General features: G+C 64.7%; 14 protein-coding genes and 1 tRNA gene. 4 read left to right on the top strand and 11 right to left on the bottom strand.

Annotated features, from left to right (window positions below; translation table 11 throughout):
* Window positions 1-178: 178 nt before the first annotated feature.
* Window positions 179-2,719: a TonB-dependent receptor gene (locus VI26_RS10890; protein WP_053074364.1), complete on the bottom strand. Its 2,541-nt coding sequence runs from the start codon at window positions 2,717-2,719 to the stop codon at window positions 179-181.
* Window positions 2,720-3,422: 703 nt separating this feature from the next.
* On the opposite strand from VI26_RS10890, the gene VI26_RS10885 reads away from it, so the two are divergent.
* Window positions 3,423-3,785 (top strand): DUF2325 domain-containing protein, encoded by a 363-nt coding sequence (locus VI26_RS10885; RefSeq protein ID WP_048409767.1) that lies wholly within the window; start codon window positions 3,423-3,425, stop codon window positions 3,783-3,785.
* An 80-nt stretch (window positions 3,786-3,865) separates the two neighbouring features.
* Here the strand turns inward: VI26_RS10885 and VI26_RS10880 are convergent, their stop codons facing one another.
* The 9 genes from VI26_RS10880 to hpnC all read right to left on the bottom strand — a co-directional run bounded on the left by VI26_RS10880 (window position 3,866) and on the right by hpnC (window position 11,553).
* Entirely contained in the window at window positions 3,866-4,759 is an 894-nt protein-coding gene (locus tag VI26_RS10880) for a hypothetical protein (RefSeq protein ID WP_048409766.1), read from the bottom strand.
* Between the two features lie 103 nt (window positions 4,760-4,862).
* The gene (locus VI26_RS10875) at window positions 4,863-5,042 is read right to left on the bottom strand and encodes a zf-HC2 domain-containing protein (RefSeq protein WP_048409765.1); all 180 of its coding nucleotides are present in this window, start codon (window positions 5,040-5,042) and stop codon (window positions 4,863-4,865) included.
* Complete coding sequence (locus VI26_RS10870) at window positions 5,039-5,599, bottom strand: sigma-70 family RNA polymerase sigma factor (RefSeq protein ID WP_048409764.1); 561 nt, start codon at window positions 5,597-5,599, stop codon at window positions 5,039-5,041. Before VI26_RS10870 ends, VI26_RS10875 begins: the two co-directional genes overlap by 4 nt.
* 168 nt (window positions 5,600-5,767) lie before the next feature.
* The gene (gene radA, locus VI26_RS10865) at window positions 5,768-7,129 is read right to left on the bottom strand and encodes a DNA repair protein RadA (RefSeq protein WP_048409763.1); all 1,362 of its coding nucleotides are present in this window, start codon (window positions 7,127-7,129) and stop codon (window positions 5,768-5,770) included.
* Between the two features lie 21 nt (window positions 7,130-7,150).
* Window positions 7,151-7,714 (bottom strand): hypothetical protein, encoded by a 564-nt coding sequence (locus VI26_RS10860; RefSeq protein ID WP_231581000.1) that lies wholly within the window; start codon window positions 7,712-7,714, stop codon window positions 7,151-7,153.
* A gap of 15 nt (window positions 7,715-7,729) precedes the next feature.
* On the bottom strand, window positions 7,730-8,485 hold the full coding sequence (locus VI26_RS10855) for an SDR family oxidoreductase (RefSeq protein ID WP_048409774.1): 756 nt from the start codon (window positions 8,483-8,485) through the stop codon (window positions 7,730-7,732).
* Window positions 8,486-8,541: 56 nt separating this feature from the next.
* Window positions 8,542-9,810 carry a hydroxysqualene dehydroxylase HpnE gene (gene hpnE, locus VI26_RS10850; RefSeq protein WP_048409762.1) on the bottom strand — a complete coding sequence of 423 codons (1,269 nt, stop codon included), beginning with the start codon at window positions 9,808-9,810 and terminating at the stop codon, window positions 8,542-8,544.
* 7 nt (window positions 9,811-9,817) lie between these two features.
* Window positions 9,818-10,663 carry a presqualene diphosphate synthase HpnD gene (gene hpnD, locus VI26_RS10845; protein WP_048409761.1) on the bottom strand — a complete coding sequence of 282 codons (846 nt, stop codon included), beginning with the start codon at window positions 10,661-10,663 and terminating at the stop codon, window positions 9,818-9,820.
* A 77-nt stretch (window positions 10,664-10,740) separates the two neighbouring features.
* Window positions 10,741-11,553: a squalene synthase HpnC gene (hpnC, locus tag VI26_RS10840; RefSeq protein ID WP_048409760.1), complete on the bottom strand. Its 813-nt coding sequence runs from the start codon at window positions 11,551-11,553 to the stop codon at window positions 10,741-10,743.
* 176 nt (window positions 11,554-11,729) lie between these two features.
* On the opposite strand from hpnC, the gene VI26_RS10835 reads away from it, so the two are divergent.
* Window positions 11,730-11,805, top strand: a tRNA-Ala gene (locus VI26_RS10835).
* A gap of 12 nt (window positions 11,806-11,817) precedes the next feature.
* On the opposite strand, the gene VI26_RS24510 is transcribed toward VI26_RS10835, so the two are convergent.
* The gene (locus tag VI26_RS24510; protein WP_156183841.1) at window positions 11,818-12,066 is read right to left on the bottom strand and encodes a hypothetical protein; all 249 of its coding nucleotides are present in this window, start codon (window positions 12,064-12,066) and stop codon (window positions 11,818-11,820) included.
* Between VI26_RS24510 and VI26_RS10830 the strand changes: the two genes are divergently transcribed.
* Both VI26_RS10830 and VI26_RS10825 read left to right on the top strand, forming a co-directional pair.
* The gene (locus tag VI26_RS10830) at window positions 12,065-12,751 is read left to right on the top strand and encodes an ABC transporter substrate-binding protein (RefSeq protein WP_156183840.1); all 687 of its coding nucleotides are present in this window, start codon (window positions 12,065-12,067) and stop codon (window positions 12,749-12,751) included. The two genes, VI26_RS24510 and VI26_RS10830, sit on opposite strands and share 2 nt — an antisense overlap.
* Window positions 12,752-12,900: 149 nt before the next feature.
* Complete coding sequence (locus VI26_RS10825) at window positions 12,901-14,013, top strand: class II histone deacetylase (RefSeq protein WP_048409772.1); 1,113 nt, start codon at window positions 12,901-12,903, stop codon at window positions 14,011-14,013.
* Window positions 14,014-14,029 lie beyond the last annotated feature (16 nt).

Genomic DNA, 14,029 nt, shown 5'->3' with positions numbered 1-14,029 from the left:
GGCTGTGATGCTCGTCATGTTTATACCCACAATTGCTGCGGCTTGACCGGCGCCCTCCCCGCCTTGTGAGCGGGCTGGGGCCGACGCGGCCGCCATCTGCCACTCCGGCCCTCTCGCGAAGGCCGGTTCCTGCGTCCTCCCTCCATCCGGGACGGCTGGCGCCGTCCCGGTGGCGGAGTTACATCTTGTAGCTGGCCTTCACGAAGTAGGCGCGGCCCACCGCGTCGGTGAAGCGCGGGTCATAGCCCTGGGGCGTGGTTTCGCCCTGATTGCTCCACGGCGGCAGTTGGTCGAACAGGTTCTTGATGCCGGCGGTGATGGTCAGCTTTTTGTCCAGCGCGTAGGAGCCGGACAGGTTCCAGGTGGAGTAAGGCTTGACCATGTGGCTGGGGTCGGAATCGGTGTAACCCGATTTGTAGTCCTGGGCCAGGATGCCGCTCCACGCGCCGTGCATCCAGTTCAGCGCCAGATTGTGCTGCCAGCGGAAGGTGGGGCCGCCGTTGACGTAGGCGCCCAGGTCGCTGAAGTAAGCGCCGCCCTTTTCATACTGGAAGCTGTGCTTGCTGATATAGGTGCCGTCCAGGTTCACCGTGAAGTCGCCGATGGAGGTGCGCGGCAGACGGTAGGAGAAGCCCAGATCGACGCCGGCGGCGCTGGTATTGCCCTGGTTGTCGGTGAGATCGGTCACGTACAGCAGATTGTTCTTCGAATCCCGGACAAAGAGGTTGGCGTACTTGCCCGGGTTGGCGAAGATGGTCTGCTCGTTCAGCGAGCCTATGGTGTTCTGGATATTGGTCCACCAGAAGTCCACGCTGGTGGTCAGGTCCTTGACCGGTTCCAGCACCATGCCCACCGAGATCGACGAGGATTTTTCCGGCTGCAGGCTCTTGTTGCCGCCAGTCATCAGGTTTTGCTGAGTCTTGACGCAAGAGGAGGAACCGGCGCCGGGCTGGGGCACGCCGCCCGGGCACAATACCGGGTCGGTGTAGTTCTTGGCGGTCAGCTGCTGCTGGTTGGGCTGGTTGATGTCGTACAGCGAGGGCGCGCGGAAACCGGTGCTGGCCGAGGTGCGCAGCAGCACTTGCGGCACCGGCTGGTACTTCAGCGAGACCTTGGGGTTCACCGAGCTGCCGGAATCGCTGTAGTGGTCGTAGCGCACCGCCAGGTTGGCGTCCAGGTGCTTGATCACCGGGATGTCCAGTTCGCCGTACAAGGCCTGGGCATTGCGCTGGCCGCTGCCGTCGTTGGTCTTGGTCAGGCCGGTGCTCAGGGTGTCGGTGGACAGCGCATGGTTATAGGTGTGCTCGATGGTTTCACGGCGCGCCTCGGCGCCGATGGCCACCGCCAGCATGCCGGCCGGCAGTTGCAGCACTTCCTTGCTGACCTTGAAGTCGGCGAGATCGAGCTTGGACTTGGCCTGCTCGATGCGGCCGCTGGACGAGAACGGCTTCCAGGCGGCCGGATCGGAGGAGCCCGGATCAAAACCGTTGTTCAGCGCGTTCTGCAGCTTGCTCTGGCTCAGGTAGCCGCCTTCCAGATCGTGGGTGACCTTGCTTTCCGAGTGGCCGAGGCCGGCGCGGTAGTCCCAGCCGGCGATCAGGCCTTCCAGGTTCATCTGCAGGCGCTGGGTGGTGGCGGTGGTGCTGTCCACGCGCGCTCCGGCCGGCACCGAACGGCCATAGACCGGGAACGGGCCGTCCGCCGGGTTCTGGCCCGGCGCGGTCGGCGAAGTCACGTCGCCGGAGAACGGCGTCGGCGCCACCCAGGTGGTGTTCTTGGTCTCGGTCACCAGGTATTGCAGCGACAGCTCGTGGTCGCCGATGCGGGTGGTGCCCTTGAGCACGCCGGTCTGCTGCTCGACCTCGGGCTGGATCGACGGGAACAGCGAATACAGCTGCGAACAAGCGCCGCTGCCGTCCGGCGTCGAATACGGCGGCGCGCAATTGGGCGAACCGGTTATCAGATCGCCGCTGGGCAATAGGTAGTTGGGCGGGAAGCTGTTGACGCTGCGCTTGGTGCTGCTGGTGATCTGGGACGCGAAATCGCGCTGGGTGGCCATGATCTTGTTGGTCTTGTGATACTCGTAAGCACCGTAGATATTGAAACCGTCCTTGCCCAGGTCGCCATAGCCGTAGGACAGGTTGACGCTGCGCTCCTGGCCGCCGGAACGCTGCGGGGACAGGAACTCGCCGCCAATGGACAGGCCCTGCATGGTTTTCTTGGTGATGAAGTTGATCACGCCGCCGATGGCGTCGGTGCCGTAGATGGCGGAGGCGCCGTCGCGCACCACTTCGATGCGGTCTATCACCGTCAGCGGAATGGCGTTGAGGTCGACCGAGGTGCCGTCCATCGGCTGGTTCACGATGCGGCGGCCGTCCAGCAGGATCAGGGTGTACTGGTGGCCCAGGCCGCGCAGGCTGGCGTAGGACGCGCCGCCGGTGGAAGCGCCCACCGCGGCGTTGGCGCCCTGGGTGGACTGGTTGGCGGCCAGGCTGTTGACCACTTGCTCGACCGAGGTCATGCCCTGTTTGATCAGGTCATCGGTCTTGATGATGGTCATCGGGATCGCCTGCTCCTGCTTGATGGAGCGCTTGATGTTGGAACCGGTGATTTCCACTCGGTCCAGGGTGCCGCTATTGTCGTCCGCATGGGCCAGAGGCATGGCTCCGGCGCCGAGCATGGCGAGCGCCAGCGCGATTCTCTTCTTGCGATAGTTCATGATTCTCCAATCCCTTTGTGAGTTCATCCGGCCACTGACCTCGTCGGGTTTATGGCTCTTCGAGAGCATTCATGTGCTCATTTTTTGATCTGAACCGAAGGCGATTCGAGTGTGCGAATTAATCATGATTAGCGTCAATAAACTTTTCCCACGCCTCCCTTCTCAATCTTCAGAGCGAGTGGGCACTATGTTTGAAGCAATACTTCTTAACACCTCAAAACCGTTATTAAACAAGCGTCTAACCGGAACACGGAATCCAATATCCAAAAATTCCTATCGCATATTTAGAGCAGTCACTACAAAAGAGGGGCATGAAACCATGCCGAAATCATGTTGCTTTTTTGCAATCGCGTTAAAAATCGAGGACTGTAAATACTTCTTATTTCCAGCTATTAGCCACTGTTACATGCGTAAACCTGATGGCAGCCATGAATTATGCAAACAGCACTCTCCAACTGCGACACCGATGGCTAACATCGCCACCCAGCGTCCCCTGCCCAAAAGACCGGGCCGAGTGCCCTCCACGGGTCAAGGCATGCATGGCGCTCATGCCACATCCCGGCCCATGAGCCTTGCCGGGCGGACGCAGCCAACAAAACGCCACAGTTCCACCCTGTCCTGATTGCCAATTTCAAAGTTTGCGATTGACCGCTTAAATGATAACGATTATCATTTCGGAAAATTAACCAGGAAGGGATGTCCAATGAATGCCATGCTTGTGGGAGCCGATACCCTCGGCAATATTCCGGATGTGTTGCGCGACTTCGGCATCAACATCCATCGTCATGTCAGCGGCCGTAACAGTTCGCACCAGCGCAAGGTGGACCGCCTGCCCGCCGGCACCGACCTCTTGATCCTGTTCACCGATTTTCTGGGCCACAACGTGATGCGCCATTTCCGCGAGCTGGCCTCGGAAAACCAGATCCGCTTCATCGCTTGCCGCCGCTCGGTCTGTGCGCTCAAGCAATCGCTCACCGGCGCCGGCCTCAGCGACAGCCAGTGCGCCACCTGCCCGCATCAGTGCGCGGCGGCCAAGGTCAGCAACAACGGCAAGCGCAAGCGCTGAGCCACACCCAGTTTTCTTCGCACCCTTGAAAATTCAAGCCGGCTCACGCCGGCTTCTTTTTGGCCGCGAACCGGCAAGCGCTATGCCGGCGCCAGCGCGGCCGCGCGTTGCTCGAACCAGGCTTTCAACTCGGCATCCTCGAACGCGGCCGCCAGCCGCCGCGCTTGCGCCCATGCTTGCTCCGCAGCCTCGTGTTGCTCCAACCGACCGCAAGCCTTGACCTGCTCCAGCAACAGGAAGGCCTGATCCACCGCTTCTTCGCCATGCGTGGTGATCAGATCCAAGCCCTGCCACGCCCAAATCCGCGCAGCCTCCCATTCCCTCAGGCCATTGGCCACCAGCGCTTGCAGATAACAGGCCCGCTCTTGCTGCAGCCAGCCGCCGGCGCGCGCCCACAGCTGACGGGCCAGCGCCGCGCCCTCGCGCAGCGCGTCGGCTTCGTCCGCGGCCAACACCGACAAATCACGCTCCAGCAAGCCGGACAACACATTGCTCAAGGCGGCCGCCAACATCGCGTCGGCGGCGCCCGCCTCCGTGGCCGCAGTCATCGGCAGCAGAACCCGCAAGCGCTGATAGGCCGCGCCCGATGCCAACGACGGCGCCAGATGCTGCAAGGCGGCCAACGCTATCGCCAATTCGGCGGCGGGCGGCGGCACCGCCAACGCTACGGCCAAGCATCGGCCCAGTTCCCGCGCCTCCTGATCCGCGCCGGCCTCGCCGGCCGCCACCGCCTGATTGCGCAATTGCTTGGCCGATGGCGCCGCGGACGGCAGCTGGCGCTGCAAGCCCCAGGCGGCGAGCCAATCGCCAAGCGTCTCGCCCAGCACGTGGTTGATCAGCCAGCTCAGGCTGGCCAATTGCTCGGCGTCCAGCTCCGCCGCTGTCGCGGCCAGCTGGCGCAGGCTCGCGGCGGCGGCATGCGCATCGTTGTCATGTTCGCGGATCAGGGTTTGCAACAGGGCACTGGCGGACATAGATAGGCTCCTCGGCTCAATGGGTCACGCCAAATAATGACAAATGACTCACCAGGAGCCAAGAAAAAACCGGCCGTGGCCGGTTTGCGCGCCCTTGCCCGGCTTATTCGCCGCGGCCGGCCCGACGCGCGGCCTCTCCCAGCAACTTGAGCTGTTGCGAGAAATTGCGGCAATTGCCGCACATGAACAGGTGCACGCGCAGGCGCACGTATTCCCATTGGCTCAAGGAACGGTCCTGCGAGGCCGAAATCAGGCGGCTGGCCTGACGACAACTCAACTTCATACGCTAGCCTCCCGGCTCCAGCGAATTGAAAAACATTCCCGCAAGCTCATGCGGGCGCGATACAACAGCACAGAACAGTTGGTCGCGGTGATCTCCAGATTATTACAGATCTCCGCGATCTCCATGCCCATCACCTCGCGCATCACGAATACCATCGCGGTGCGGCGCGGCATCACTTCCGAGCATTGCTCGAACACCTCCCAGAACTGACGCGACACCAGCGATTGCTCCGGGCCGCTCCAGGCCTTGACCGGTTCGCGCCAGTGGCCGTCGCGGCTGAACAGGCCGTCGAAGTCGCCATCGTCCGCCTCGTCCTCCAGCGATTCGAACAGCTTCTCCTTGCCCTTGCGGCGCAAGGCGTCGATCAGCTTGAAGCGCAGGATGGAAGTCAGCCAGGTGCGCAGCGTGGATTTGCCGCTGAAGGAGGCGCGCGATTCCAGCGCCGCCAGCAGCGTCTCCTGCACCGCCTCGTCGGCGGCGTCCCTTTCGCGCAGCTGCGCCAGCGCGTAGCGGAACAGATACGGCCGTTCCGCTTCTATGTCTCGGTCTTCTATCATTCGCTATCCACTTTCTTAGAGTCTGTTTACGATCTCGCGAGCTAAAGCGAGACAAGGCGAAAACAGCTGAGAAAGCGGAGTGTACACACGGTACATGAGCATTTCGAAGTTGTACTCACCGTGTAACGCTCCACGACACGCAGCAGATCGTAAACAGGCTCTTACCGCTCATTCGCGACAGAAGTCCACCGCCTGATCCAGGCGCTCCACCGCGATCACCTGCAGTCCGTCTATCGGCTGGCGCGGCCGGTTGGCCTGCGGCACGATGGCGCGGGTGAAACCCAGCTTGGCTGCCTCTTTCAGACGCTCCTGGCCGCGCGCCACCGGGCGCACCTCACCGGCCAGGCCCACTTCGCCGAACACCACCAGTTTTTCCGGCAAGGCCTTGTTGCGTAGCGAGGACACCATGGCCAGGATGATGGCCAGGTCGGCCGCCGGCTCGTTGATCTTGACCCCGCCCACCGCGTTGAGGAACACATCCTGATCGAAGCAGGCGACGCCGCCGTGACGATGCAACACCGCCAGCAGCATGGCCAGCCGGTTCTGCTCCAGGCCCACGGTCAGCCGCTTGGGCTGGAAACCGTGGCAGTCATCCACCAGCGCCTGGATCTCCACCAGCAGCGGTCGGCTGCCCTCCTGGGTAACCAGCACGCAGGAGCCTGCCACATCGTCGCGATAGGACGACAGGAAGATGGCCGAGGGATTGGACACGCCCTTGAGGCCGCGATCGGTCATCACGAACACGCCCAGCTCGTTGACCGCGCCGAAGCGGTTCTTGATCGCGCGTATCATCCGGTAGTTGGAGTGGGAATCGCCCTCGAAATACAGCACGGTGTCCACCATGTGCTCCAGCACGCGCGGGCCGGCCAGCGAGCCTTCCTTGGTGACGTGGCCCACCAGCAGAATGGTGATGCCGGTCTGCTTGGCCATGCGCGTCAGCTGCGCCGCGCATTCGCGCACCTGGGACACCGAGCCGGGCGCCGAGGTGACCTGATCGGTGTACAAGGTCTGGATCGAATCGATCACCGCCACTTCCGGCTGCTCGCGCTTCAGCGTTTCCAGGATGGCCTCCAGGCGGATTTCCGCCAGCAGGTCCACCCGGTCGGTAACCACCGACAGCCGGGTCGCGCGCAGCGCGATCTGCTGCGGCGATTCCTCGCCGGACACATACAGCACCTTGCGGCGCGCGCCGATCTCGGACAGCGCCTGCAGCAGCAGCGTGGATTTGCCGATGCCGGGGTCGCCGCCGATCAGGATCACCGCGCCGCGCACCACGCCGCCGCCCAGCACCCGGTCCAGCTCCTCGATGCCGGACGGATCGCGCGGCACTTCCTCGGCCTGCACATCGGACAGCTTCTGCACCTGGGTGGCGCTGTCACTCCAGGACTGAAAGCGCGCGTTCGCCGCCGGCGCGGCTTGCACCGCCTCGGTCAACGTGTTCCAGGCATTGCAATGCGGGCACTGGCCCTGCCATTTCGGCGTTTGGCCGCCACACTCGGCACAACTGAAAACGGTTTTGATTTTTGCCATCAGGAAAAACGGGAAGGGGAATCAGCTGTGCGAACCAGGCGCGCCGCTGTTCTTGTTGAGTTCATTGATGATGTTGAGCAGCCGTTTTTGCTCCGGCTCGGCGCCGGAGGCCGACTTGGACTTTCCGCCGCCCTCGCCGGCCGGCTTGTTGCGTATCGCCGCCAGCACCGCCTCCACTTGTGGATCGGTGCGCGCCGCGCGTTCAGCCTCTTCGTTGCTCAAGGGCTTGGGGCCGGAGGGCACGGCGTTGGCGCTGGATTTTTCCATCGGCGCGGACGCGGCGCCGTGGCCGCTGGCGGTGGGCGCCGGCATTCCTGCCGGCGACGAGGCCTCCCGTGGCGGCTCCATGGTGTCCAGCTTGTTCTTGGCCATGTATTCGTTCATCTCGCGCCAGCCGGAATAGATCGCCGCCTTGTCGGCTTCAGGGTTGCGCAGATAGCACTCTTCCAGCGAACGCCCGGTCTGGCGACAGGCCGCGCCTATCGCCTTGTTGGCGTCCTTGGTCAAACCGGTGACGTTGCCCACCCAGTTGCAGCCGGCCAGCGCCAGCAGCAACGGCAACCACAGCCATCGCCGTATGCTCATGCCTACCCCTTCCCTTCAAGCGCGCCGGGCGCGCAGATCCAATTCCACGATCTCGCCGCTGCGCCCCTGGCTGGCCGGCCCCAGCCAGTACAGCAGGTGCGGCATCAGGTCCGCCAAGGCGCCGCGCTCGGACTTGTCCTCGCCCGGATGGGTGCGGTTGCGCTGCGGCGAATTCACCGGCCCCGGAATCAGCTGGTTGACGCGCAGCTGCGGATAAACATCCCATTCATTGGCCGCCACCTGGGTCAGATAATTGAGCCCGGCCTTGGACGCGCCGAAACCGCCCCAGTACGGCGCCGGGTGCAGCGCGTGGGTTTCGCCGACGAACAAGACCGCGGCGTCCGGAGATTCCTTCAACAGCGGCAGGCAGGCGCGGCTCAGCGCGAACGGTGCCACGGTATTGATCCGGTACTGGTCCATCCACTCTTCCACCGTCTGATTGGACAGCGGCGACAGCGCGTAAAAATGCGAAGCGCAGTGCAGGATGCCGTCCAGGCGCCCCAGTTCGCGCTTGATCATCATCGCCAGATTGTTGAAATCTCCCTCCGCCGCCTTCAGCAGGTCCAGCGGCACCGCCGCCGGCTCCGGCCCACCGGCGGCCGCTATTTCATCGTAGACCTTCTCCAGGCCTTTGACGCTGCGCGCCAGCAATACCACGGTGGCGCCATGGCGCGCCAACGTCAGCGCGGCCTCGCGGCCTATGCCCTGAGTGGCGCCGGTGACCAGCACCACACGGTCCTTGAATGCGTTAGAGGCGATATCTGTCGTCATTTTTTTCGCTATCTTGTAATCAGGCTCGGCGGCGGCGCTCACGCGGCGCGGCCGGTTCACAGTCTTGCAATCACCGCGCGGGCGGCAGCCACGCCGCTCCGCACGGCCCCCTCCAAAGTGGCAGGATATTCAGCATGCGTCCAATCTCCCGCCAAATAAAGCGATTGTACCGGGCTTGGCTGCGGCGGTCGCCTCATATCGACCAAACTGGCAAAAGTGGCCCGTTTCTCCGTCAGTACCCGGAAACCAAGCATTGGGCCGGCCCGCGGGTCCAGCCGGCGCACCTCGGCCTCCACCAGAGCAGCCAGTTCCTCCTGCGCAAGCGCGTCCAGATGCTGCGGCGCGCTCATCACCGCGGCCACCCAGCCGGTCTCGCCCATCAGCGCGCCGCGGTCGAACAGCCAGTCGCCGACCCCGCCGCTGCAGGCGCACATCGGCGCCGGCAAGCGCAGCGGTCCGTCAAACTGCAGGTATACGGTATAGATAGGCCAGTAACGATAAGCCTCGGTCAGCTGGCGCAGCGCTGGCTCCGCCGTCAGTTCCGCCGCGTGATACGGCGCCACCGCCAGGATGGCGGCATCGAAACGCTCGCCGTCCACGCTCACCCCCGCTGAATCCGCCGTGACGCCGCGCACGCGCCGACCGGCGCGCAAATCCGCGCCGCGCGCCGCCAGCCATTGCCAGGCCGGATCGGGAAACAAGGCCGACAGGTCCACTCGCGGCAGCAACAGGTCGCTGGCGGCGCGGTCCGCGCCCAGGCTGTCGCGCAGCACCGCGGCCAGCACTCGCATCGATGCCAGTTCCAGCGGCGTATTCAGCCCGGACAGCACCAGCGGCCGCCAGAACTCGCGGATCAGCGTCTCCGACTGCCCCTGCTCCGCCAGCCATTGCGCCACCGCGCAATCCGGCTCCACCCGCCAGGCTTGCCGTTTCAAACGCTGCAAGGCCAGCGCCAGCCGGCCCTTGTCGCGCCAGCCTATGCCGCGTGCCGTCAACAGACCGACTGCCAGATGCAGCGGCGCCGGCAAGCGCGGGCAGCTCAGGCTGATGCCGCCCTGGCGTTGCCAGCGCATCGGCAGGCGTAGCAAGGCCTGGCGCTCATCCACGCCCACCGCGGCCATCAGCCGCAGGCATTCACGATAAGCGCCGATCAGGATGTGCTGGCCGTTGTCCAGCCGGCTGCCGGGCACGCCGATGCGGCGCGCGCGACCGCCCGGCTCGCGGCCGGCCTCGAACACCGTCAGCTGCGCCCGTCCGGCCAGTTCCACCGCGGCGGCGAGGCCGGCCCAGCCGGCGCCGATCACGGCGATGCGCGGCCCGCTCATGCGCGGCTCACGGCCGGTAGCCGAAGGTCCAGGTTTTCCATGCCAGCCACAACTTGCGGATGGGGGTCAGCGACAGGCGCTGATTAAGTACCTTGGCCGGCCCGTCCAACTTGATTTCCTCCAGCGTCGCGCGGTAGATCGCCGCCATCAGCAGGCCGGGGCGCTGCGCCTTGCGGTCCGCCGCCGGCAGCAGCTCCCAGGCCTGGCGATAGTATTGCTGCGCGCGCTCGATCTGGAACTCCATCAGCGCCTTGAACGCCGCGCTCTCTTCGTAATGCAGGATGTCCATCGCCGGGCAGTTGAAGCGCTGCAGCTCCTCCATCGGCAGATAGATGCGGTCGCGGCGCGCGTCCTCGCCCACGTCGCGGATGATATTGGTCAATTGGAAGGCGATGCCCAGCTCATGCGCGTATTCCAGCGTTTTCTCGTCGCTGTGGCCGAAGATGCGCGCCGCCAGCTGGCCCACCACGCCGGCAACGTGGTGGCAATAGCGCAGCAAGTCCTGGAAGCGCTGGTAGCGCACCATGCTCAGGTCCATCTCCATGCCGTCTATGATCTCCTCCAACTCGCGCTGCGGCAGGCCAAAAGCCCGCACATGCGGCTGCAGCGCCTGCATCACCGGGTGTTCCGACCCGCCCTGGTAGAGCTTGGCCACCTCGCCGCGCCACCAGGCCAGCTTGGCGCGGGCCACGCCGGGATCGTGGCATTCGTCCACCACGTCGTCCACCTCGCGGCAGAAGGCGTACAGCGCGGTAATCGCGCGGCGTCGCGGCTCCGGCAGGAAGCGGAAGCTATAGTAGAAGCTGGAACCGCTGGCCGCGGCCTTGTCTTCGCAATACTGATCAGGCGTCACGCGCCACTCCTGTCCAAGCGGCGGCGGTCCCGGCGGACCGCCATCCGTCAATATTCTTCATCATCGCGCCGCGGCGCTCATTTCGCGCGCAGCGCGCGCCACGACATATAGATCCAGTCGCGCCAGTTCAGCACCGGGCGCCGGCGGAACACATCGCCGCCGGAGTCGTGCAGCTTCTTCAGGATGCGCTCGCCGCCCAGGATGATCAGTCGCAGTTCCAGCCCCATCCTGCCCTTCAGCACTTTGCCCAGCGGCGCGCCGGCCTGCAACATCTTGCGCGCGCGCTCGATCTGGGCGCGCATCATCGGCTGCCACAAGCCGCCGGCGTCGCGCGCGGCGATCTGCGCCTCGCTCACGCCGAAGCGCTGCAAATCCTGCTCCGGCAGATAGACCCGGCCCTTGCGCCAGTCCAGCTCCACATCCTGCAGAAAGTTGATCAATTGCAAGGCCGTGCAGATGCCGTCCGACATCGCCAGCGAGCGGCGATCGCCCTCGCCGTACAAGGCCAGCATCAGCCGCCCCACCGGATTGGCCGAACGGCGGCAATAATCGGCGAGTTCGCCGAAATCGCGATAGCGGGTGGTGACCACGTCCTGACGGAAAGCCGACAGCAGATCATGAAACGGCTGCAAATCCAGGCCATGCTCGGCCACCGCCGCCGCCAGCTCGCGCATCATCGGCATTTCCGGCGGCTGGCCGGCGCCTATGCGCGCCAGTTCCGCGCCCAGGAAGTCCAGCTCCGCCAGGCGCTGCTGCGGCGTGTTGTCGCCCTCGTCCGCCACATCGTCGGCATAGCGCGCGAAGCGGTAGATCGCATGCACCGCGCGGCGCATCCGGCGCGGCAGCAGAATGGAGCCCACCGGAAAGTTTTCGTAATGCCCTACCGACATCGGCTTGCTTCCTGTTGAATGGCTGGCGAACTGATGATTATAACCGAGCCCCCGGCGGGCTCCTATGCCGCCGGCTGCGCCGCCCCCGGAAAATTATCCAAAAAAAATGGCGCCGGCTATTTACAAGAATCGGAGCCTGCCATATACTGCGCAGCACTGTGAAACGCAGCCGGTGCGGGGGTATAGCTCAGTTGGGAGAGCGCTTGCATGGCATGCAAGAGGTCAGCGGTTCGATCCCGCTTACCTCCACCAAAAAACTGCGAATCACGATTGCGCCAGACCATGCAACTGGCGGCGAAACCAGCCGATTCTACGCGAATCGGCTTTTTTGCGTTCATCCCTGTCCTTTCCTTGCTTGCTTTTTCCCCCGCGCCGCAAAAAACTTGAAGAGCCGCCACCCTCAAGCCCCGCCACCATGCCGCGTTTTCGTCTTTGCCTCTTGCTTGCGCTGTTTTGCGCCTTTGCCGCCGCCGCGCCGTCGCCGGACAGTGTCCGCCTGTGCACCGAGGACATGGAGTCCCCGCCGTGGCGGCGGCTGAATGGCCCCAGCCTGAGCCTGCTGATGCTCAAAGCCGTGGCCCGCACCGCCAAGGTCAAACTGGAAATCCAGCAGATGGCCTGGACCCGCTGCCTGAGCGAGGTGCAGAACAATCAGCTCGACGGGCTGTTCGAAATCAGCTTCAAGCCGGAGCGGCTCGTCATCGGCGTCTTTCCGATGAAGGGCGACGCCGCCGACCCGGCGCTGCGCATGCATACCGACGGCTATAGCCTGTACCGGCTAAAAGGTTCGAAACTGGGCTGGGATGGCCAGCGCCTCAGCAATGTCGACGCTGCCATCGGCGCCCAAACCGGCTTCTCGGTGATTGCCCAGCTCCTGGCGCTGGGCGCGCAAGTCGACGACAGCTCCCGCGACCCCGTGCAGAACCTGAACAAGCTGCTGGCGCGCCGTCTCAGCGGCGTGGCCTTGCCGACCCTGGCTGGCGACAGCCTGCTGGCTGGCAACCATGCCTACCGGGACCAGATAGAGAAAGTCGGCCCGGACCTGGTCTCCAAACCTTATTACCTGATTTTTTCCCATGCTTTCGCCGACAGCAGGCCTCAACTGACGCGCCAGCTGTGGGACGCCATCGCCCAGACCCGGGAAACGCCCGACTACCGCAAGGCGCTGCAGGACGCGCTGCGCCGACTCAAGCGCTGAAGCCGGCGGTGTTGCGCCGGGCCTATCCCAAATCGGCAAAGCCCGAGGCCGGCGCTTGCCGCGCCCCCTGGCTGCTGCCAGCCTGCTCCAAGACCTCGCGCGGCCAGCGCGTGCACACCAAAACCGCCGCCACTTCACCGGAGCCCGCCATGCCGCCGCGCACCGCCTTTTTCTTCGACGAACTCTGCCTGTGGCACAGCGCCGGGCAACACGCGCAAATCCTGCCGGTGGGCGGCTGGGTGCAGCCGCCTTCCGGCGGCGGCCACGCAGAATCGCCGGACAGCAAGCGCCGCTTGAAAAGTCTGATGGACGTGTCCGGTCTCAGCGCCCGGCTGCAAGTGCGCAGCGCGCCGACGCTGGATGAGGATGATCTGCTGCGCGTGCACACACCCGCCTATCTACAACGCTTCCAGGCGCTCAGCGACGCCGGCGGCGGCATCCTGGGCCAGCAAGCGCCGATTGGCCCTGGCAGTTATGAAATCGCCAAGCTGTCCGCCGGCCTGTGTTGGGCGGCGGTGGACGCCCTGCTCAGCGGCGAGGCGGACAAGAGCTATGCCTTGTCGCGTCCGCCCGGCCACCATTGCCTGGCGGACGCTGCAATGGGTTTCTGCTTTCTGGCCAACGCCGCCCTCGCCGCCGAATTGGCCATCGCCCGCCACGGCCTGCGCCGCGTCGCCATCGTCGACTGGGATGTGCATCACGGCAATGGCAGCCAATCCATTTTCTATCGCCGCGGCGATGTGCTGACCATCTCCCTGCATCAGGATGGCTGTTACCCACCCGGCTATGGCGGCGCCGACGACCGCGGCGAGGGCGAAGGCCTGGGCGCCAACCTCAACATCCCGCTGCTGCCCGGAGGCGGCCACCAGGCCTATCTGGACGCGATGCGGCTATTGGTCCTGCCGGCGCTGCGCCGCTTTCAGCCGGAGCTGATCATCGTCGCCTGCGGCTATGACGCCAATGCGCTGGATCCATTGGCGCGGATGCAGGCGCATAGCGACACCTTCCGCGCGCTGACCACGCAGTTGGTCGAATACGCCGATGCCGCAGCCGGCGGCCGCCTGGCCATGCTGCACGAGGGCGGTTATTCCGAAGCCTATGTGCCCTTCTGCGGCCTGGCCGCGCTGGAAGCGCTGTCCGGCGTCCGCACCCCGGTGGAGGATCCGCTACTGGAGCTGGTCGTCGCGCAACAGCCGGGCGCGGCAATGCGCGACCTGCAAACGCGGCAGTTGCAGGCGCAGGCCGAACGCCACGGCCTTTAAGCCGCGGGCATCAAGA

Origin of the sequence: Chromobacterium sp. LK1 (assembly GCF_001043555.1) — a bacterium.
Taxonomy (GTDB): Bacteria; Pseudomonadota; Gammaproteobacteria; order Burkholderiales; family Chromobacteriaceae; genus Chromobacterium; species Chromobacterium aquaticum.
This window is presented reverse-complemented; position numbering and strand designations above follow the sequence as displayed.